The following is a 19,118-nucleotide window of genomic DNA, read 5'->3' on the forward strand; positions in this document are numbered from 1 at the left end:
AGGTCAGAGCATATGTACTTGGCTATACGGGAAATGAGATTTGCAAAAGGACGATACACCTTGATCGCGACCATCATGGTGCTGGTTTCGTTTCTGGTGTTGTTTGTAACCGGACTTGCCCAGGGGCTGTCGTATGATAACGCGGCTTCGATTAAAAATATGGCAGCAACCCATTTTGTGCTTGAACAGGATTCGAATCATCGATTTACTCGTTCACAGGTGGGCCAGCAGGAGCTGGATGAGGCCCGTGCTGTCGTTGGACGGGATAATGCCGAGCCGCTTGGGGTTCGAATGACGACCGTCAGCCCGGCGGACGATACCAAGAAGATCGATGTCACCCTATTCATGGTGAACCCGGGAAGCTGGCTGGCGCCAACGGTTACCGAAGGCAATGCGATCAACGATCAGTCCGCAGGGCAGGTTGTGGTCGATCGGAAGCTGGCAAAATCCGGCGTCACGATTGGCACGGTTCTGGTGGATCAAGCCTCGGGGACGGAGTGGACAGTGAGTGGTTTTGTGCAAAATGAATCGTTCAGTCACGCGCCGGTGGTGTTTATGAATGAGCAGGAATGGCTTACATTGCAAGCTGGATCACGTAATGTGCAGGCAACTTCTGCAATAGGTCGAGTAGACACCGGCACTGGCACTGGAACAAGCGCGATTGCTAAAGCGAATACTGACGCTATTGGCACTGAAAAGAGCGCTGAAGCTGTAATGGGTACATCGACTCCATCTGTTTCACCGAGTACACCAGTCTACAATGCAATCGCGGTCAAAGGTACGGATGAACAGGTAAGCAAGCTGAGTGCCGCCTTACCAAAGACAGAGATCATCACCAAATCGGATGCGGTATCCGCCATCCCTGGTTATAAGGAGGAACAAGGCTCATTACTGATGATGATTGCTTTCCTGTACGTTATCTCGGCATTTGTGCTTGCGGTATTTTTCTACGTCATTACGATTCAAAAAACCAGTCAATTTGGCATTTTAAAAGCAATTGGAACACGAAACGGTTATCTCGCAGGCAGTGTGTCGCTACAGGTGTTGCTGTTGTCCATCGGTAGTCTGGTGATTAGCGTATTGCTTGTGCGGCTGTTCGAATCTGTTCTTCCAGCATCTATGCCTTTTCAATTAGGAATATCCACCCTTGCATTGACCTGTGTGTTATTCATCCTGATGTCGATGGCGGGTTCGTTGTTCTCGGTGTGGAAGGTTACCAAAATTGATGCGCTTGATGCGATTGGGAGGACGGCAGCATGAGAAACCGACTGGAATTACAAGGGATTACACAGACATTTGATGACGGCGGCAGCCAGCGTACAATATTGGATCGCCTTGATCTTCAGGTGGCAGAAGGAGAACTTGTCGCCGTGATGGGCCCTTCGGGTTCAGGAAAAAGTACATTTCTGTCCATTGCAGGTGCACTGCTCGAACCTACGGATGGGGAGGTATTGCTGGACGGCTCTTCGATCATGGGCAAAAGTAAAACGGACATCTCGGATGTGCGGCTGCGCCAGCTCGGATTTATATTTCAAAGTGCGAATCTGATTCCTTACTTGAAGGTGGAGGAGCAGTTATTAGTAGTAGCGAAGCTTGCGGGTATGGACAAAAGTAAAGCCGAGCGCCGTGCAGGTGAACTGCTGGAGACGGTGGGCCTGTCTCACCGGCGCAAAGCATATACTGACAAGCTGTCCGGCGGAGAACGCCAGCGCGTTGCTATTGCGCGGGCGCTAATGAATGATCCGGCTGTGCTACTGGCGGATGAACCGACGGCCAGCCTGGATGCGGAGCGCGGGCTGGATATTGTAGGCACGATTGCACGGCTCGTGAAGGAGCAGGGCAAGAGTGCAGTGATGGTTACGCATGATGAGCGGATTTTGCCGCTCTGTAGCCGGGTTCTTTTTTTGGAAAAGGGAAAGCTAGTAGCACGTTAGAGGATTGTGAATTGCTTTTCGAAGAAATAAGTTGATGAGAAATACGCTTAACGGTTAGTTTCAGTGCGATGAGAGGGTCACAGCTCCTGTGGGAGAGGTGGCCTTCTTTTTGTGTTTTCGACTATAATTGGAAGGGAATGGCGTGTACGTTGAGGTAAAGATTCAGGCTACGAATGGATGACAGTACATCATGAATTTCATTGGGAGAGGATTGGATGCGAATGAACAGCATAGATGCACAACAATTTCCGGCACTGAGCACGTCGATCCACTGGGGAATCATTGAGGCGGAGTTTAGGCTAGGCGAGCAAATAGACGAGACATTGGTGAGTAATGTGAGTATTATTCCGTTTGTCGGAGAACAGTGTGTCGTGTTTCAACTGGATAACGGACTGTGGGAACTGCCCGGAGGAACGTTGGAAGCAGGAGAGCATTACATGGACGGATTGAAACGTGAACTGATGGAAGAACTAGGTGCAGAGCTACGCTCTTATCAGGTTTTTGGACAATTCCACTGTACGTCCAGTGCAGTTGAGCCATATCGACCGCATATTCCGCATCCGAATTTTGTGAGGGTGATTGGTTATGGGGATGTGGAACGGGTCGGCGACCCACTCAATCCTGAGGATGGAGAACAGGTGGTGGCGGTTGAGGCCGTAGAGATTGATGAAGCGGTACGGCGTTTTCGGGAACAGAACCGACATGATATTGCCGAGATGTACGAACTAGCTTATATGCTGAGACAAGCAGATAAAGGCTAATGTAGACGCAAGGTATTGTGGCCGTTTTGAGATTTAGTGAGAGAATCTATACGCCTCCATTGGAGTTGCTGTGTGATAGGTATGTACGTATCTCATGATCGATAAATGTTTTTTTGAAAGTATCTACATAAAGGAGGTTCACCCATGATTCGGGAAGAGATTAATCGGATGCTGGATGTGTTGCCGGAAAGTGAACTTAACGTGGCATACTCACGAGTTGAAATGGTGTACCGCAAATATATGTATGAGAAAATGATCGCGGACAAGGGAGTACAAGTGACCGAGTTGTGCGAGGAATCGGAGGAAATTATTCAGCGCTGGGATGAGGTGTTTGCCCATAATCTGGATGATATTTTAAAAGAAACGATCTACTACAGCCAGTACAAATGGCATATGTTCAGTTACAAACAGCAGGAGTGTTTGGAAGGGGAAGCAGCACGAGCAGCCTTCGATGCCGAAGAGAAGACCGACTTATATGTGATGTATCAACATACGCCGTTTGTCCAGATCTATGAGAGCGCAAGTGCTGTAGTCGCAGCTGATTTTGATGAACAGCAGGATATCTATATCTTCGACAAGGCGTTTACATGGACGTATGTACATACGCATGAATCGATGTGCGGGCCGTATTTTTACAAAATCGAGGCATAGAGGGAGGAAGTTCTTTTGCAGGAGCTGTTTAAAGAGGTGATCAAAAATGAAGTGAAACCTTTGTTTGCCCGTCATGGTTATGCCAAAAAAGCTCTGAATTTTCGAAGAGTCGAAGGCGATCTTATTTACGGATTCAACATTCAGAAGTCCCAAGGCAACACAGCCAACCACGTTCGCTTCTATATTAACTGCATGATTCATTCCAAGGAGTTGGCGGAGTTGCAGTCTATGACATCAGGAGGTAAAACGATGGGGGAGCAGGCTCATCTGACCTGCAGGATTGAAGAGATTGTCCCATCTGCCCCAGACCGCTACTCGTTGACACCTGACACCGACCCGATCACCTTTTCAAAAGAACTACTGTCCGACCTGGAAGACGCCGTTGAATACATGAAGAACATAACCAGCGCAAGAGAGATTGTGGAATATTATATGGCGAAGACCGCACTGCATTTAAGCGAAGAAACCTTTCATTTCCTGCTGCAAAATGGGGATACGACGACTGCTCAGAAATATCTACAGCAGTTGCAGGCCAAATACGGAGCCGAAAATCGCTGGGCGATCTTTCAGAAAAAGTATGCGGCCATTTTTGCAGAGTTCGGAATGCAGTTCATCCTTCAGGATGTATAGTAGACCGGTTCTACTTTATATAACGTTTGTTCAATCGTTGGACATAAGTCAGCATCATACACTCCATGAAATTTGATTCTAAAATAAAGACTTTTGAGAAAGTTTTTAATGTTGTTTTTTTGCCTAAAGGCAGGCAAAAATTCGGATTCATTCTCCACCGTGCCAAAACGTTGAATCCATTGTTGAATGGACGCCTGACTAAGGATGTTTCTATCCAGAATACACATGACTGGTGTTATCATTCGTTCGTCTTCGCCATCAGAATAGACCCGGTCACTGATCGTCATTTTCTCGTACACCAGATCCAGCATCGTTGATAAATCAGCCTCATCTAATTCATTATATTGAGCCAAATCTTCCAACACATCAGCAGCATGAGCTACAGCGTGAGCCCAACCCTTAGTTTCATCATATCCACGGTAATCCTTTTCTTCTCGTACATTGTGATAGACCACGTCCTTAATCTGATGAATACGCTCACTTGACAGGAAGGGCGATAATGCGTGTCTCATGAAAAGAAGAGGGATAACCAGCATGGAAAAGGAACGTGTGAATACGGAGTCGGAATGGGTTTCCCCCAGTCCATAAAGCAGATGGTCACGATCTAAAACGGTGGTTAAAATGTGTTCTAATTCGGATGTAGTCAGAGAAAGGCCAGGAATCCAGTGAGATAGGGTGGTATAGATCAACTCATCACGCAATTGTGCGTCCACCGTACCGATGTTATGTAACATTTCTTGGATCAGGACGAAGGCGTCTGACTGTGCTTGATATTGATTTTCTCGTATGTACATCAGTTTTTCTTTTAAATTCATTTAAACACACTCCTGCAATTTAAATTTCATTCTAGTAAACTTATTATCAAACGTATTATACAATCTCTAAGGAGGAAAGCCCAAATGACAATCAATAAAGGAACACGGCGAACATGCGAGAAGGGACATACATTTTTTAAAAAGAGTGATTGTTCGACTTGTCCCAAATGTGAGGCGGAACGTAAACCGAAAGAGGGATTTATGAGTCTACTGTCTGCTCCGGTAAGACGCGCACTGGAAGCAGAAGATATTACGACATTACCAAAACTTGCTGAATATACGGAAAAAGAAATTCTGAAACTGCACGGTATAGGGCCATCGTCCATGCCTATACTGCGTAAATCGCTGGAGGAAGAGGGATTGTCCTTTAAGGTATGACTTTAATCTTTGATTTCAAGCTTTTTTGATCGTTTCCTCATTCCTCAGCTCCTTTGGAAGCTACTCTATAACAGATAACAGTTCTTCCATCGTGACTTGATACAGCAAGTCACCCTCACTCAGTAGCAGGCGATCCTGACGAAAATCCTGTCGCGCCTGTTGGAAGGGGCGTTTTTTCTCGTTCAGCAATTGGAACTTCGTTCCTCTGGTGAGGCTGCCAGACTTCTGCATTTTCTTGAAAATAAATGTTCCATGTTTCCCGTACCCGGCATCAAACAGGAAGTGATATCCATCCGTACAGAAACCGGAGGAACCTGATATATTCGGATTCAGGAAGTTCACTTGAGTAGACTCCGGTTTGAATCCTCCCGAAATACAGCCAAGTGAAAAGTCACTATAATAATAGAACCAGACTTCTTCCTCGTTCACCACATTGAGTGCATAACAATCTGCAATGTCTGCACTGTTATTTTTATAGAGCACATTCCCGTATGCATCCCAAGCGAGCAATCCACTCGCCCCAACGGGCTGATCCCAGCCATAGTTACCAAAGATACCTTCATCGAAGTAACTCGTCCAGATCGTTCCATGCTTCGTCACCTGTACACTCTGAATCCCATCCCCGAGCAAAAATTCTCGAATCGTCGTGCCTTCCATATCACATACTTTGGCGTTCAGATCAAATTGATCGTTTCCATAATAGGTGCAGCGCGCACCAACGAGCAGAAGATGTTCTTGTAAAGGCTGTACATAATGATAGTGAAATTGTTGTCCCCCGATGACAACTTCCTGGACATATTGATCCGATACAATCAGCACTTTGTACGTGTATGGCTCCTTTAGTTTCGTTTGCACGAACATACCTTTTTTTCGTTCAGGGACTTGATTGATAAGTAGTATATATGCAAGGCTATTGTGTCCCCACTGTACGGAGAGGATATCGAAACCTTCGGTATAAACGGAGATATCTGCAAAAGGCAGTAACGTTAATTTTGGATCAGGCATGGCGAAATCCTCCTTATTATAAGTAATCGTAAGCAGCATCGTAGGCTGCTGTTGTTACGTTGAATTATGACATGAGCGGACGGGACGGAACATGGTGTAAGTATAACGAACCTGATAATAGGAGGTGGAAAAAATGAGTATGCCTCATTTCTTCACTGTAGTACAATAAGAAAGCTGTGTAAATTTTTATGGGAGTGACTAAATAGCTTTCAAGTAAGAATAGGAAAGAAACGTATAGAGTATTTATACATATGGAATTGAATAGCGGCAGTTAAAACAGCATGAGAGAAGGACGTGTTAGAAGTGCAACAAGAACCTCGACAAGAACCATTTCAAGAATCAATGATGGAATACCGCCCACTTGGTGTGTCTGGGCTCGGAGGCTGGCTGATCCTAATCCAGATTGGGTTGTGGTTCACATTAGTGATGCTCCTTGCTCAGATTAGCCAGTCTGTTTTACCCATTTTAAACACAGAGACATGGGAGATTCTAACTTCGAAAGATTCAGGTTATTATCACCCACTTTGGGCTCCGATAATTATTTTTGAGGCGATTTACAACATATTGTTTCTATTATTCACGGTGTATGTCATCGTTGCTTTTTATCGTAAAAAAGCGATTCTTCCACGCCTGATGATTATTTTTTATAGTCTTAGCCTGGTAGTTGGCATGGTGGATTATCTGATACTTTATCAGATTCCGATGGCAAGGGAGTTAGAAGACGGAAGCTCGATTCGGGACATTGCAAGATCAGCCATTGCTTGTGCGATCTGGATTCCGTATTTTAGGAAATCTGAACGTGTAAAGAACACATTTGTTCGTTAAATGATGAGACAGTGAGAGGTGACAAGAACGCTATGAAGATTTTCCTTGTTCGACATGGTGCAGATGAAGAAGGTTATCGCGGCGGCTGGAGCCAAAGGGGACTCATGGAAGCGGGTGTTATTCAGTCCAGAGCTTTAGGATCGTATCTGTTTGAATATAAAGAGCAATATGATATTCATACAGTGATAAGCAGCGATCTACCCCGTGCGGTGCAAACAAGCCAAGCCATTGAAGAGTCATTGGGCATTCGAGGTATACACACACCTGATTGGCGTGAGATGAACAATGGTGACATAGCGGGTATGCTCCATGCGGAAGCGGAGGAAAAGTACCCCGGGATTTATTTTAATACGCTCAAGATGGACACTGCTTTTCCGGGCGGAGAAAGTCCGACCCATTTTTATACAAGAATACAAAATGCATTCGAGAATCTTTGTGTTCAACTCGAAGAGAAGCGAATCCAATCGAATGTTTTACTGGTGACCCACGGTGGGGTGATTAATATCCTTTATTATCTGCTCGCTAACAGGGAATGGAGCAATACGTCCAGTTTTTATCCCATCGACAACACGAGTATTCACACGGTTCAGAACATGGAGAAAGGCTGGAGCATGTTGGACGCGAACAGGATTCCTCATTTAAGATCGTAAATGAACTCAACTTTAAGGTACCCAATGATAAGAAGGAGGTAGGGAATGATGAGTAACCAAGCGGAAGAACTGCTGCATCAATTAAAATCTTTATCCGGACCATTTCCACTTTGGAATTTAGAACATTTGCCTGAACAGCCGGGAAAGTTATTTTTGGAGTGGCTGAGGCTGGCGATAGAAAACAACGTAAAGGAACCTCATGCTATGACCCTTTCAACACTAGATCAACAGGGTTATCCAGATGCGAGAGTGTTAATTTTAAAAAATATCATCGAGGACACGTTCTATTTTGCCTCCAGCTCAAACAGTCGAAAAGGCCAGCAGTTGCACCATAACCCTAAGGTGGCGCTTACCTTGTACTGGCCTGCATTAGGCAGACAGATTCGGATCCGGGGGATTGCACAGGATGAGGGAGACGAAGCAGGAGCCAGTGACTTCCGTAAACGCAAATTTGGAGCGAGAGTGGTAGCCATGACGGAGCGTCAGAGTCAGCAGTTGGTTGAGGAGGACACGCTGAATCGTTCCATTGAAGTTCAGAAGAAGCGCCTTCAGGAGGACCCTGATTTCGTTGCGTCTCATTGGCGTTTATATGCTGTGCATGCACAAGAAGTGGAGTTTTGGCAGGGAGATACAGATCGGAAACATATTCGTGTTCAGTATACATGGCAAGACGAACAGTGGCATAAGAACAGATTATGGCCTTGAATTTAAGACTTTCTGGATTTTTCACGGCTTTTACCACCGGAACGTACATAATGTCATAGCGCCCTTGAAATATCTTTCGCTATAATTTTCAGGTTATTGTGGTGTTAACTAGCTGAAAGTTAATTAGGGGGAGGGCGTATGACGATTAGAAATAAATACAAAGCACTTGAACTGGAGACTCCCGGCTTCTATGAGCTGGAAGGGCTGGAGGTTGGGGTGACTTCGAATTGCAATTATAAATGCGACTACTGTTGCGCCTACAATCGAGATGATGGGGAGTGCATTAGTAGTGCAGAGGTCATTCGCATTATTCGTGAACTTCCGCATCTCAAGCGGGTGCGCCTGTCCGGCGGCGAGGTGACGCTGAAATACCAGGATTGTCTGGACATCGTATCGTACTGTGCAGCACATGGCATTGATACACAACTGAACACCAATGCCAGTCTGTTGACAGAGGAAAGAATCCTGGCGTTACGGGATGCCGGCTTGTCCAATATCCATATTTCTTTTAACTATACCGATGCGGAGTCGTATGCTGTCTACTATCGTGTGAATCCATGCATGTATGAGAGATTGGTACAAAATATCCGTCTGTGCACAGAGCTGGGTCTGGAGACGGTGCTTGAAACGTTGCTGTTTGAAGGCAATCAGGACCAGATGCTGGCGATTAGCGATAAAGTTTATGACTTGGGTGTGCGTATTCATGAGATTCAGAATAGCATCAAGATGCCACACACCGACTGGAGTCAGATTGTCTCCAAAGAGTCACTGGTTCAATCGGTCACGGCGTTAATCGAACATAAAAAGCCGGATACAACGCTCTATTTTACATGTATGGATCGGTTTGCCGAACAATTGAATCTGCGTGAACAGCCAGGTGTATATTTCTCGAACTGTGTGGATGGTACGAAACAATTACACTTGCATGGAAACGGGGACATTCTGATCTGTGAGCTGTGTCATCCGGTGGTGATTGGTAACATTTATAGTGGCACGTCGCTAAAAGATATCTATAAGCAGCAGCCTGTTGCGCTAACAGATTTTCTGAAAAACCGGCCTTGTCCGGCTTACGATGCGTTGTTTGCATAGATAAATCCAACTTCAACTTTGAGGTCTTCTGAATCCCTTTAACGGAAACGGAAGATCTTTTTGTATTTTAAAGATAAACTCATAGCCATCTTACCTCTTTCATTTCAGATTCATTTAAGTTACCGGTCCTAATATGGCATTAAAACGTAAATGAATCTGGAGAGGTGAATGATACATGATCAAACTCTTTGAAAAAAACAATCGGAAAGACCAACATAGCATTCCTGTTTCCCGAAAAAAACGCAGGTGGCTTACCTTTACCCTTGTGGCTGTCATTGTTATAGGTAGCATTCTGTACAGCCTGGCTGACCGATATTTGATTCGGCATGTACAGGTGGTTGTGGCTGATGATAACACGGTAGCTACTCCTACAACGGCGAATGCTGGATCTGAGGGAACAGCGAGTACAACTTCTACTACAACGAGTGCAACGGGTGTACATGCAACGTCAGATGACTGGAGTTACAGCAGTGATGATCTAAAAATACAGATTCAGAAGGTGCAGATAGGCTCCGGCTCGGATCAGATTACGTATTATGTGGCTGATGTACAGGCGAAGGACGCGAGCAGTTTGCGAACTGCGCTGGCGGACAATAGCTTTGGCACCAATATCACAGAGGACACATCGGAGATTGCGAAAACAAACAACGCGATTTTTGCGATAAACGGTGACTACTACGGATTTCGTGATGATGGTGTCATTATCCGTAATGGCGTGTTATATCGGGACAGCCCGACAAGGGATGCGTTAGCGCTGTTCAATGACGGGACGATCAAAACGTATGACGAAAATGATATTTCCTCTGCTGAACTGCTGGCAGAAGGGGTAACCAATACATTATCCTTTGGGCCGATTCTGGTGCAGAACGGTGAAATTACTAGTGATTTCAGTCGTGTGAAAATCGACAATAACTTTGGCAATCGCTCCATTCAGGATGCGAATCCACGAACAGCTATCGGTATGATCGCTCCAAACCACTATGTGTTCGTTGTGGTTGATGGAAGACAGGATGACAGCCGGGGCATGACGCTGGCTGAACTTGCCCAGACGATGAAAGACCTGGGCGCAACCGATGCATATAACCTGGACGGCGGTGGTTCTTCCACCATGTATTTTATGGGCAGGGTAGTCAACAATCCTTTGGGACGTAACCAGGAACGTGGCGTAAGTGACATTCTGTATCTGACGGAGGCACAATAATATGACGATCCTTATTCCATCCTATGAACCTGACGTTCGTTTGTTGAATCTGGTTATGCAGTTACAGACATTTAAGCTTGGGCCTATTGTGATCGTGGACGATGGTAGCGGGGCTGAATACCGTGGAATTTTCGAGACAGCTGAGGCGTACGGTTGTACAGTGCTGACACATGAGGTCAATCGGGGCAAAGGCCGGGCGCTGAAGACAGGCTTCCAATATATAAGAGAGCATGGACCGCAAGGCGGAGTCGTATGCGCAGATAGTGACGGACAGCATCTGCCTCATGATATTCGGAGTATCTTTGAGACACTGCTTGCGCAGACAAGTCCTGGCATTGTATTAGGAAGTCGTCGCTTTACAGGTAAGGTGCCTGTCCGTAGTCGTTTCGGTAACCGTGTTACCCGTACTGTGTTTGCGCTGACAACAGGCACTAAGGTGAATGATACACAGACGGGACTTCGTGGTTTTCCATATGCGATGCTGGACTGGCTGTGCCAAATTCCCGGAGAACGGTTTGAGTATGAGATGAACATGCTGCTAACCGCACATAAGGAAGGTTATGAAATTACAGAAGAATTTATTGATACGGTCTATCTGGACCACAATGAATCCTCCCATTTCCGTCCTTTGGCAGACTCGTTTCGCATCTACATGCCCATTCTGATGTTCAGTACATCTTCTGTCTTATCTGCTCTGATTGATTTTGGATTATTATTTATCATACAGTATTTCACACATAATCTGTTTCTGTCGGTGGTTGCCGCAAGGCTTTGCAGTTCCATGTTCAATTACACTTTGAACCGCAAATATGTTTTCTCCGCAGGTCGGAGTTCCAAGATTCAGCAGTCGTTACCGAAATATTTCTCGCTTGTGGTGCTTGTGCTATTACTAAACTACGGTTTGTTATATTTGTATAATGAACAACTGATCATTCCGCTACTGGCAGCTAAAATTCTGACGGAAATCTCAATTTTTGCGTTCAGTTACTGGGCACAGCGAAGATTTGTATTTTAATTAGCCTAAGGACGCGCGTATCCGTTTTAGTTCTCAATTGTGGCAGCTTGCTCAATGACAAGCGTGTTCAGCAACATGGAAAAGGATCATAAAGAGTGAGCCAACGGGCTCGCTCTTTTTCAATTAAAGCGGTTTCCAAAATATTGGATTATAGGGTACGATGGACATAGGAGTTAACGTGAATGAACCTATGGCAGGAGGTAGATCATGTATCTTCGAAGTGTTGAATTAATGTCAGACAAGATTGAGCAACCTGGGGAATATCCCTTCAGTATCCCCTCGATTCATTCCATGGGACGACTGGAGTTTAGCAATAACGTTACGTTTTTTGTTGGTGAAAATGGATCTGGAAAATCAACATTGCTGGAAGGCATCGCGCATCAATGTGAATTTAATACCGCCGGAGGCGGGCGGAATAATGTGTTTGAAACACATGCATCTGAGTCCTCACTAGGAGACTATCTAAGACTGGCCTGGTTGCCTAAAATGGCAAACGGTTTCTTCTTGCGATCGGAATCGTTCTATCAATTTGCATCCCATGTCGATGAGATGCCGGAATCGCTTCGATATTATGGGGGACGTTCATTACATAAGCAATCCCATGGCGAGTCTTTTCTTAGCTTGTTCATCAACCGTTTCAGTTCAAAGGGGATTTATCTGCTTGACGAGCCAGAGGCCGCTTTGTCTCCAGCGCGGCAGCTCTCGTTGCTACGAATTATTCATGACTTGTCGAGTACTTCGCAATTTATCATTGCGACACATTCGCCCATTCTGCTCGGGTATCCGGGGGCCAATATTCTAAGTTTTGACGACGGACATATTCACGAGATTAGGTATGAGGATACAGATCATTATCAGATTACTCGCAGCTTTCTGGAGAATCGGGATCGAATGCTGCATGAATTGTTTAGGGATGATTAACTGGATAACGACAAGCAGAAATACGAATTAAACGATTGGATATTAGAAGGAGAGATCGGATGAAAACAGGATTGTTAATTGTGGATATGCAAGAGAGCATTGTGCGTCAAAAGATGGATCAGAAGGCCATAGACCATGCCTGCGAATATATCAATCATGTCGCGAACGTACTTCGCTCCAATGACCATGTGGTCGTGCATATTCAAGATGTGGAAGGCATGGAGGGAGCAGAACCCGAGCAATATCAGGTCATTTCAGAGATTGATGTGGATGGGGAAGATATTACGATCACCAAAGAGAGTTCCAATGCATTCTGGCAAACCAATTTGGAGCAGACGCTCAAAGATTTAGGCGTTGAACTACTCATCGTATCCGGTTTTGCCGCAGAAGAGTGTGTCCTGTTCACATACAATGGTGCCATGGAGCGCGGATTCAGACCCGTGATGCTCCAGAACGGTGTTCTTAGCACATATTCAGATGCCGTAGCTTCAGCCTACAGGGATCGCAACGTAATCTCGTACCCGGTGGTTGATTACTTGATTGGATAGCGGATGTCATAAACGGAGGTTACTGTTCATCAAAATGCTGATTTTATTCTCGAAGGGGGAAAAGCAGGATGGATGGATACTACATTACTTTATTAATCGTACTTTCTTGCACGGGGCTGATCTGGACGGTCAAAGGCATTAAGAAAAAGCTGCGTCTGATGGTGTTTTTCGGTGTCATTCTGATGCTGGCACCTATACTAATCCTTATGGGCTGGATGACATGGTTACCGCTTGTAAGCTCCGTTGCACTTGTTGCTTCTTTTTTTGCGCGGAAAGACAAAGACGTCAAGAGGACAGAACTTTGAAAGAGGGGGAAGCTACGCTGCTTCGTCATTTAAATCATAACATCTCTGGATAAAAGGAGGGCTTTGCTTGCCTTGGCCAATGGTTCATTTTGCAGTTGCATCTGAAATCGTACTGCATCCATCTCCATCATTCTTACTGGGAAGCCTAGCACCGGATTCCATTCATGTGAGAACGAACATACGTAGTGAAAAGGCAAAAACGCACCTCATGGCTGTAGAGCATGAATTTCCTACAGATACTGGTTTTCAGCATGTTATTGAATCGAACAGACAACGGATGCAGCAAGACCACCAATTTGCGCAATACCTATGCGGTTACATCGCCCATATATACACTGATCGAGACTGGACATATCAGATTTATCCACCTTACGAAGCTGACCCGAATGGACGAAGTGTGTACACCCATGATGTGAAAAAGCTGGAGTTTAGAATCCTGCGTGAATACGTCGGTGCTTACGGATGGTTAGATCAGTTGATGACAGCAAAAGCATATGAGTTTGGCGGTCTGTCAGCACATGAGGTGTACGAGTACAAGGGAGAAAAGTTGGATTTCCTTATGAACAAGGAGAACGAGCCTGCGGATGATTTCCATGTGTTGACGATGGACAGCATATCGACTTTTATCCAGAAGAACGCCTTGAATTTGAAAACAAGATTCAAGGAATGGCATGTCTACGAACATCTATAAGTTGAACTATTCATTTACGCTTTAACGGAGAGGACAGAAAAAAACTGAAAAAGCGAAGGGGTCGCCTTCATCACCGGATTTTCCCCGGTTTACTCTAAAAATGAACAAGTTCACTTTACGGCATTGCCTGGTATTCAGCATATTTTGCACTACAGCATGAGGTAGGGAGGCAACATAGATGGACATTAAGATGAAGCTCGAACCACATGGATGGCTGGATATAGAGATTGAATCTCAATTACAGGAAATCATCGAAATTCCAGTTTCCTGGTTGTCGGATGCCTTGGGGGATATGGCTAGTCAACTCATTGCCTTACATAGAGGTGCTGAAGAAGTTGTCATGGTGATGCAGACGGAGCCAGGGGAATGCCGCTTTAAAATCAAGAAAATCGCTCAGGCACGGGTTCAGTTTATGGTGTACGAGATGCATGACAATTTTAGCTCACATGTGGTCACAGATGGGAATTTGCTGATGTCAGAGGAATTAACTCTAGTTAAGCTAACGAAATTATTTTACCGTGAATTCAGTAAGTTGAAGGACTTGGGTCTAGAGGAATATAAGACTCGATGGAGTTATGAGTTCCCTATGGATGCTTATGAGCGAATTGGCCGAGTTGTTCAACTCCAATAGTGTGAAAACGAGTAAAAAGGTGCATGAAACTACTCTGGAGAGTAGTTTTTTTGTTTTTAATGCAACACAACTACGGGTTCATGCAACAAAACGCAAAGTAGTGGGAAGTGTCTTTTCAGATATGTAATATGAGTGGTGAGAGGAGGGCAACGCGTGAAAGTTATGTTTGAGGAAAATCAGGAGATGCAGCCTAACGAGGCCAAAATAGTAACTCATCCTGCAGAGAAGTCAAAGTGGGATCGTATTCGGGAAGCGATTGGTCAATCCGAGACGGAACTGATCGTGATCCAGGCGAAAAACAATCGTCAGGTGAGGATTAGACTTAGCAGCGTCATTGCCATTGAATCGGAAGATCGCATGTGCGGGGTGCGTGTCGTCACAGGAGAGAGATATTTGCTTAACCAACGTCTGAAATATGTGGAAAAAGATTTTCAAGAGACTTCATTCGTACGAATCAACAATCAGACGATAATTAACGCCACACATATTAGCTGCTTTTCGGCTGCCGAACATGCCAGAATTCAGGTTAATCTGACCGATGGCTCCAGCTACTCCGTCAGTCGGTTTTATATTCAACACTTTAGGAGGAAACTATCATGATCAATCAGCTTAAACAATCATTTTTTCAGGTATTTACGGTCACGACACTTTGGGTCATTCTGCTGCTGACGCTGTTCTACCGCGATCAGCCCATTCAAATGGTGTATTTGTGGAATATTGCAGGCATTTCCCTTATTGCGGCTTTATTGTTTGGAATGATGTACAGCGCACTGTGGAATCATCTTACGTTGAAGCCGATATGGAACATCGTTATTTCTTCTACATGTAACATTGCCGGAGGCATGGGCATCATTTGGTTGTTTTCCAGAGAGATGTTTGAGCTAATTGCGCCTTGGTTCCCGGGAATGTGGCTTCTATCAATCGTGTTGCATGTTATTGCGTTTTATTTTTATGCTAGAATGGATAGCAGGAAAAAAGCGGAAGAATTAAACGACATTCTGAGGTAAGTCAGGTGAACAGATATGAATGAAGATGAATTGTTGCAATTGTACGGACTGGAGCCTGACAAGAAACATCGGGAATCGATTCGTAAGTTGGTGCAACAAAAGATGGAAAGCCGGGAAGCAGAGGATCATGAGGTATTGAAACTGCTGTGCATCATGTTGTTTGCTATCGGTAGCGTAGAGGACACAGAGCTGATCTGGCAAGCCAAACGAAAAAATCAGGACGCAGGCAGTTACATTGATGTGCAGCTGCTTTGCGGTGCGGGCTTTGAAGAAACCATCGTGTATCTGGAAAAAAAGGGCGGCGAACAAGCACATGATCAGGTGCTTTATCTCAAGAAGTGCGAGCCGTACGACTTTGTTGATTTTTCCAAAGACGAATGGTTATCAGGATACAAAACCTATTACGGCATCTGATGCCAAGGATGGAGGGATATGGTGAAGCAGGAGAGTGCTACACACGTACAGAAGCAACTGTGTGAGAAATACCATGCAGACTATGTTCCGAGTGAACCCCACCTGAAGGTAGGGATTGCCTGGAACGTAAAGGAGAAACGCGAGCCTATCCATGGGATGCGAATTCAACCAGAAGGCGATACGACGGGCTGGTACATTTGGGCCGAGGAATATTCGGCAGCTGATGATTTCTTTGTACCGCTACATGTTGCTCATATTGATGAATGGGATGCGAAGATTAGTCAATATCTCGGACTTGCTCCGGGGTGGAGGTTCTTGATTGCCGAGGATTATGAGGATGTATGGTTTGATGAAGGGTTGCTTAATAGATAAGAAAAAGGTATTTGAGTTTTAACACGATGTGAGGATTTACGAAATGAGGCCAGCAAAGATGGTAATACAGCATAGGAACAGCGATATCTTTTGAAAGATGAGGAGGGGAAGGAACTTCAAGTTAGAGGTACAGGGATATTGAATAGGTTTGTAAATAAAATAATGGAGCTAGCACGCTTGCATATAGCATGGATATCCATCCATGCAGGCAGCGTGTTTTTTTATGATGGAAGGATATGGTCTTGAAATTGACTTATTTCGTTCGCAAATCCCACATTATGGGTTATGATGTACCTGGGAGAAAATTTTTACATCTACAGGAAGTCATGGGTTGAAAACGAACTGGGAGTGAAGTGGAATGATCCGAAAGTATGCCTTGATCCTCAGTGTTATGTTGTTGCTTGTAACGGCTTGTCAGAGTAAAACAAAGCCTGAGGATACACAGCAACCAGAGGTCTCGGTAAGTACGAATGACGAATTAACCGTGGATGAAGATGAATCAGCAGTCTCTACGCTACAAGATGAAGTTGCCCCGCCCGAATATGTGGATGAGAGCAAGTATTCTGGTGATGAGCTGGAAATTGTCAAACTAATGAATACGCATATGCGCTACTTATATGAACAGGATGAAAAGGGATATATGAGCCTCTTTGCGCCGGAATCTCCGATCTCCGGCATGCCGAATTATACTTTTCGTAAAATCACTTCCATGGGTGACATTACGATTACGGAACAAAAAAAGCTCTATCAAGGTGTTGTAATGATTACGGAAGTGGACGAAGACGACATCGAGTCCAGCTCCACCATGGTGTTTTGGAAATGGAAAGCAGATGGTGATGCTGCGAAATGGATCATTGCGGACATCGATTAGCAAGTACAACATGAAAGAAGGTTCAGAACGGGGTGCAGAAGACATTATTTGAACTTGTGAATGAGGTGCAGGACGAAGCTACTTTTATTGCTTTCCTAAGTGCTTTAAGTAAGGATCGACAGACCTGTGCCGATGAATGGCAAAATGATTTGATCGAATCATTTTTGGAAGCTGCGGCAGATTGGGGGCAAAAATCCGTTAACGGATTAACGCATTATGAGAAGCCTGATAACCCTTGGAAGCGTTGTGCTCAGATCATGTACATGGGCAAAATTTATGAGTAATAGTTCCGTGTTTGTAAGCGGATTTCAAAATGGGTTTGTTGAAGGATGGGCGGCTTGATGATGGATGCCGACTTTTTGCGAAAAGAACTCGTTAATCTTCGTGATGCAAGCAGCACTAGACACTTTATTCAGAGATAGAGGGATAGCGAGTGGATATTACATTTATTCGTCATGGTCACGCGGAGCATTTGTTAAATTATCCGAAGGAGCTTAACCGATTACACCCGGGGTTGACTGAACAGGGAAAAAAACAAATCGTTGCCTTACGTAAAAACATCAAGATAATGCCGCACGATACTATTGTGATAAGTCCTACTAAACGTACTCTTGAAACGGTAGAACTATTAATGACGAATGAGCATAATGGTGCTTTAATGAGTCCTCTAGTTGGCCCTAGAATGTATCCTCAAGATCCGAAGTTTGCTCCATTAGGCTGCGACCAGATATATTCAAGGGCAGAACTCAGCGCACTATATCCAGATAAGCAATACATAGATGTAGGTTTGGAAGCCTGGGAAGAAAGTATAAATCAGATGAGCATACAGCGGTTTACGAGATTAGCAGAGCAACTCTTGGTTTGGTGCAGAAAACAGACGGGGCATACATTCATCGTGTCACACGACGGTACGATCACGAATTACAGAATGATGTTAGGTGAGCATGATCTAACCAGAGATGATTTTCTTGGAGAGGCAGGGTACTACACTGTTCGTGATGTTTAGCTTGAGAAGGAGAAATGGTTGATGATGCTGTTTCAACCGATAAAGACACAAACGCCTAAGCTGTAATGTTATTCATATCTTCTGATCATGTACGTATATATCGTGATTTTTAGAGAGGGGATATAAATACTAGTATGGAAATCGTCGGACAACAGATTCGGATCACTAGCTTAAACGAGCAGGATATGGACTTTATATGCAAACTGGAATGTGATGCAAGCTTGTGGAATTATGAGGAGAGTGTGGAAACGAAGGAAGAGGACGCGAAGGAGAAGTACCGGAGTCACTTCCCCGTTGAGGGCGAGACACCGTATGCGTATGATTTTGTTATCCGTCGCTTGAATGATGCCAGTGATACACCAGTGGGCATCGTTCAGATGTGGAGTTACGTTGATTTTCGCAAAAGCTGGGAGATTGGTTTCGCAGTGCTGCCTGAATATGCAGGACAGGGGTACGGAAGCGAGGCGACCCGGTTATTACTGCAATTTGCATTTAACGAGTTACAAGCACACAAAGTCGTAGGCATGTGTAATGCCGAGAATGTAAAATCAGCGGCTTTAATGCAGCATGTAGGCATGACAAGAGAAGCCACTTTCAAGGAAGAGTTATGGTGGCGGAATACATGGACGGACCAGTGTTTTTTCTCCATTTTGGACAGCGAGTTTAAGAAGCATGGAATGGACTAAGACAGCA

Annotated in this window: 27 protein-coding genes; 25 read left to right on the forward strand and 2 right to left on the reverse strand. The window is 44.8% G+C overall.

Annotation, left to right across the window (positions count from 1 at the left end):
* The first annotated feature begins 12 nt into the window (after positions 1-12).
* The 5 genes from M3629_RS00850 (at position 13) to M3629_RS00870 (ending at position 3,976) form a co-directional block, all read left to right on the forward strand.
* Entirely contained in the window at positions 13-1,260 is a 1,248-nt protein-coding gene (locus tag M3629_RS00850) for an ABC transporter permease (RefSeq protein WP_251502490.1), read from the forward strand.
* Entirely contained in the window at positions 1,257-1,934 is a 678-nt protein-coding gene (locus M3629_RS00855; RefSeq protein WP_251502491.1) for an ABC transporter ATP-binding protein, read from the forward strand. The genes M3629_RS00850 and M3629_RS00855 overlap by 4 nt, the downstream gene beginning before the upstream one ends.
* 215 nt (positions 1,935-2,149) lie before the next feature.
* Positions 2,150-2,695 carry an NUDIX hydrolase gene (locus M3629_RS00860; protein WP_251502492.1) on the forward strand — a complete coding sequence of 182 codons (546 nt, stop codon included), beginning with the start codon at positions 2,150-2,152 and terminating at the stop codon, positions 2,693-2,695.
* Between the two features lie 144 nt (positions 2,696-2,839).
* Positions 2,840-3,346: a DUF4275 family protein gene (locus M3629_RS00865; RefSeq protein ID WP_251502493.1), complete on the forward strand. Its 507-nt coding sequence runs from the start codon at positions 2,840-2,842 to the stop codon at positions 3,344-3,346.
* Positions 3,347-3,361: 15 nt separating this feature from the next.
* Positions 3,362-3,976, forward strand: a complete 615-nt coding sequence (locus tag M3629_RS00870) for a DUF4304 domain-containing protein (RefSeq protein WP_251502494.1) — start codon at positions 3,362-3,364, stop codon at positions 3,974-3,976.
* Here the strand turns inward: M3629_RS00870 and M3629_RS00875 are convergent.
* Entirely contained in the window at positions 3,964-4,791 is an 828-nt protein-coding gene (locus M3629_RS00875) for a DUF2785 domain-containing protein (RefSeq protein WP_251502495.1), read from the reverse strand. The two genes, M3629_RS00870 and M3629_RS00875, sit on opposite strands and share 13 nt — an antisense overlap.
* Before the next feature lie 84 nt (positions 4,792-4,875).
* Between M3629_RS00875 and M3629_RS00880 the strand changes: the two genes are divergently transcribed.
* Complete coding sequence (locus M3629_RS00880) at positions 4,876-5,169, forward strand: RNA polymerase alpha subunit C-terminal domain-containing protein (protein ID WP_251502496.1); 294 nt, start codon at positions 4,876-4,878, stop codon at positions 5,167-5,169.
* A 60-nt stretch (positions 5,170-5,229) separates the two neighbouring features.
* Here the strand turns inward: M3629_RS00880 and M3629_RS00885 are convergent, their stop codons facing one another.
* Positions 5,230-6,174, reverse strand: a complete 945-nt coding sequence (locus M3629_RS00885; protein WP_251502497.1) for a hypothetical protein — start codon at positions 6,172-6,174, stop codon at positions 5,230-5,232.
* A gap of 303 nt (positions 6,175-6,477) precedes the next feature.
* Between M3629_RS00885 and M3629_RS00890 the strand changes: the two genes are divergently transcribed.
* The 19 genes from M3629_RS00890 (at position 6,478) to M3629_RS00980 (ending at position 19,111) form a co-directional block, all read left to right on the forward strand.
* On the forward strand, positions 6,478-6,999 hold the full coding sequence (locus M3629_RS00890; RefSeq protein WP_251502498.1) for a DUF2569 domain-containing protein: 522 nt from the start codon (positions 6,478-6,480) through the stop codon (positions 6,997-6,999).
* Positions 7,000-7,031: 32 nt separating this feature from the next.
* Positions 7,032-7,649 (forward strand): histidine phosphatase family protein, encoded by a 618-nt coding sequence (locus M3629_RS00895; protein ID WP_251502499.1) that lies wholly within the window; start codon positions 7,032-7,034, stop codon positions 7,647-7,649.
* A gap of 45 nt (positions 7,650-7,694) precedes the next feature.
* Positions 7,695-8,354 (forward strand): pyridoxine/pyridoxamine 5'-phosphate oxidase, encoded by a 660-nt coding sequence (locus M3629_RS00900; RefSeq protein ID WP_251502500.1) that lies wholly within the window; start codon positions 7,695-7,697, stop codon positions 8,352-8,354.
* 138 nt (positions 8,355-8,492) lie between these two features.
* Positions 8,493-9,443, forward strand: coding sequence for a radical SAM protein (locus M3629_RS00905; RefSeq protein WP_251502501.1), 951 nt, complete (start codon positions 8,493-8,495; stop codon positions 9,441-9,443).
* 175 nt (positions 9,444-9,618) lie between these two features.
* A complete protein-coding gene (locus M3629_RS00910) occupies positions 9,619-10,644 on the forward strand; it encodes a phosphodiester glycosidase family protein (protein ID WP_251502502.1) in 1,026 nt (341 codons plus the stop codon).
* 1 nt (position 10,645) lies between these two features.
* The gene (locus tag M3629_RS00915) at positions 10,646-11,659 is read left to right on the forward strand and encodes a bifunctional glycosyltransferase family 2/GtrA family protein (protein ID WP_251502503.1); all 1,014 of its coding nucleotides are present in this window, start codon (positions 10,646-10,648) and stop codon (positions 11,657-11,659) included.
* 207 nt (positions 11,660-11,866) lie between these two features.
* Positions 11,867-12,580, forward strand: coding sequence for an AAA family ATPase (locus M3629_RS00920; protein ID WP_154958341.1), 714 nt, complete (start codon positions 11,867-11,869; stop codon positions 12,578-12,580).
* A gap of 59 nt (positions 12,581-12,639) precedes the next feature.
* Positions 12,640-13,128, forward strand: coding sequence for a cysteine hydrolase family protein (locus M3629_RS00925; RefSeq protein WP_251502504.1), 489 nt, complete (start codon positions 12,640-12,642; stop codon positions 13,126-13,128).
* Between the two features lie 68 nt (positions 13,129-13,196).
* Complete coding sequence (locus M3629_RS00930) at positions 13,197-13,433, forward strand: hypothetical protein (protein ID WP_251502505.1); 237 nt, start codon at positions 13,197-13,199, stop codon at positions 13,431-13,433.
* 67 nt (positions 13,434-13,500) lie between these two features.
* Positions 13,501-14,124, forward strand: a complete 624-nt coding sequence (locus M3629_RS00935) for a hypothetical protein (protein ID WP_251502506.1) — start codon at positions 13,501-13,503, stop codon at positions 14,122-14,124.
* Positions 14,125-14,302: 178 nt separating this feature from the next.
* Positions 14,303-14,755, forward strand: coding sequence for a hypothetical protein (locus M3629_RS00940; RefSeq protein ID WP_090922025.1), 453 nt, complete (start codon positions 14,303-14,305; stop codon positions 14,753-14,755).
* A 162-nt stretch (positions 14,756-14,917) separates the two neighbouring features.
* Entirely contained in the window at positions 14,918-15,355 is a 438-nt protein-coding gene (locus M3629_RS00945; protein ID WP_251504391.1) for a LytTR family DNA-binding domain-containing protein, read from the forward strand.
* Positions 15,352-15,762, forward strand: a complete 411-nt coding sequence (locus M3629_RS00950; protein ID WP_251502507.1) for a hypothetical protein — start codon at positions 15,352-15,354, stop codon at positions 15,760-15,762. The genes M3629_RS00945 and M3629_RS00950 overlap by 4 nt, the downstream gene beginning before the upstream one ends.
* Before the next feature lie 15 nt (positions 15,763-15,777).
* Entirely contained in the window at positions 15,778-16,176 is a 399-nt protein-coding gene (locus M3629_RS00955) for a hypothetical protein (protein WP_251502508.1), read from the forward strand.
* 18 nt (positions 16,177-16,194) lie between these two features.
* On the forward strand, positions 16,195-16,548 hold the full coding sequence (locus M3629_RS00960) for an immunity protein Imm33 domain-containing protein (protein ID WP_435368161.1): 354 nt from the start codon (positions 16,195-16,197) through the stop codon (positions 16,546-16,548).
* Positions 16,549-16,906: 358 nt separating this feature from the next.
* Positions 16,907-17,419: a hypothetical protein gene (locus tag M3629_RS00965; protein ID WP_251502509.1), complete on the forward strand. Its 513-nt coding sequence runs from the start codon at positions 16,907-16,909 to the stop codon at positions 17,417-17,419.
* Positions 17,420-17,451: 32 nt separating this feature from the next.
* Entirely contained in the window at positions 17,452-17,703 is a 252-nt protein-coding gene (locus M3629_RS00970; protein WP_251502510.1) for a DUF7660 family protein, read from the forward strand.
* 149 nt (positions 17,704-17,852) lie between these two features.
* Positions 17,853-18,425 (forward strand): histidine phosphatase family protein, encoded by a 573-nt coding sequence (locus tag M3629_RS00975; RefSeq protein ID WP_251502511.1) that lies wholly within the window; start codon positions 17,853-17,855, stop codon positions 18,423-18,425.
* A 134-nt stretch (positions 18,426-18,559) separates the two neighbouring features.
* Positions 18,560-19,111, forward strand: coding sequence for a GNAT family N-acetyltransferase (locus M3629_RS00980; RefSeq protein WP_251502512.1), 552 nt, complete (start codon positions 18,560-18,562; stop codon positions 19,109-19,111).
* The last annotated feature ends 7 nt before the right edge of the window (positions 19,112-19,118 follow it).

Origin of the sequence: Paenibacillus polysaccharolyticus (genome assembly GCF_023714295.1) — a bacterium.
Lineage (GTDB): Bacteria > Bacillota > Bacilli > Paenibacillales > Paenibacillaceae > Paenibacillus > Paenibacillus polysaccharolyticus_A.

Coding starts and splice junctions, on each gene's coding strand:
- M3629_RS00850 (WP_251502490.1), top strand. CDS start 13: ATGTACTTGGCTATACGGGAAATGAGATTTGCAAAAGGACGATACACC.
- M3629_RS00855 (WP_251502491.1), top strand. CDS start 1,257: ATGAGAAACCGACTGGAATTACAAGGGATTACACAGACATTTGATGAC.
- M3629_RS00860 (WP_251502492.1), top strand. CDS start 2,150: ATGCGAATGAACAGCATAGATGCACAACAATTTCCGGCACTGAGCACG.
- M3629_RS00865 (WP_251502493.1), top strand. CDS start 2,840: ATGATTCGGGAAGAGATTAATCGGATGCTGGATGTGTTGCCGGAAAGT.
- M3629_RS00875 (WP_251502495.1), bottom strand. CDS start 4,791: ATGAATTTAAAAGAAAAACTGATGTACATACGAGAAAATCAATATCAA.
- M3629_RS00880 (WP_251502496.1), top strand. CDS start 4,876: ATGACAATCAATAAAGGAACACGGCGAACATGCGAGAAGGGACATACA.
- M3629_RS00885 (WP_251502497.1), bottom strand. CDS start 6,174: ATGCCTGATCCAAAATTAACGTTACTGCCTTTTGCAGATATCTCCGTT.
- M3629_RS00895 (WP_251502499.1), top strand. CDS start 7,032: ATGAAGATTTTCCTTGTTCGACATGGTGCAGATGAAGAAGGTTATCGC.
- M3629_RS00900 (WP_251502500.1), top strand. CDS start 7,695: ATGATGAGTAACCAAGCGGAAGAACTGCTGCATCAATTAAAATCTTTA.
- M3629_RS00905 (WP_251502501.1), top strand. CDS start 8,493: ATGACGATTAGAAATAAATACAAAGCACTTGAACTGGAGACTCCCGGC.
- M3629_RS00910 (WP_251502502.1), top strand. CDS start 9,619: ATGATCAAACTCTTTGAAAAAAACAATCGGAAAGACCAACATAGCATT.
- M3629_RS00915 (WP_251502503.1), top strand. CDS start 10,646: ATGACGATCCTTATTCCATCCTATGAACCTGACGTTCGTTTGTTGAAT.
- M3629_RS00920 (WP_154958341.1), top strand. CDS start 11,867: ATGTATCTTCGAAGTGTTGAATTAATGTCAGACAAGATTGAGCAACCT.
- M3629_RS00925 (WP_251502504.1), top strand. CDS start 12,640: ATGAAAACAGGATTGTTAATTGTGGATATGCAAGAGAGCATTGTGCGT.
- M3629_RS00930 (WP_251502505.1), top strand. CDS start 13,197: ATGGATGGATACTACATTACTTTATTAATCGTACTTTCTTGCACGGGG.
- M3629_RS00940 (WP_090922025.1), top strand. CDS start 14,303: ATGGACATTAAGATGAAGCTCGAACCACATGGATGGCTGGATATAGAG.
- M3629_RS00945 (WP_251504391.1), top strand. CDS start 14,918: ATGTTTGAGGAAAATCAGGAGATGCAGCCTAACGAGGCCAAAATAGTA.
- M3629_RS00950 (WP_251502507.1), top strand. CDS start 15,352: ATGATCAATCAGCTTAAACAATCATTTTTTCAGGTATTTACGGTCACG.
- M3629_RS00955 (WP_251502508.1), top strand. CDS start 15,778: ATGAATGAAGATGAATTGTTGCAATTGTACGGACTGGAGCCTGACAAG.
- M3629_RS00960 (WP_435368161.1), top strand. CDS start 16,195: ATGGTGAAGCAGGAGAGTGCTACACACGTACAGAAGCAACTGTGTGAG.
- M3629_RS00965 (WP_251502509.1), top strand. CDS start 16,907: ATGATCCGAAAGTATGCCTTGATCCTCAGTGTTATGTTGTTGCTTGTA.
- M3629_RS00980 (WP_251502512.1), top strand. CDS start 18,560: ATGGAAATCGTCGGACAACAGATTCGGATCACTAGCTTAAACGAGCAG.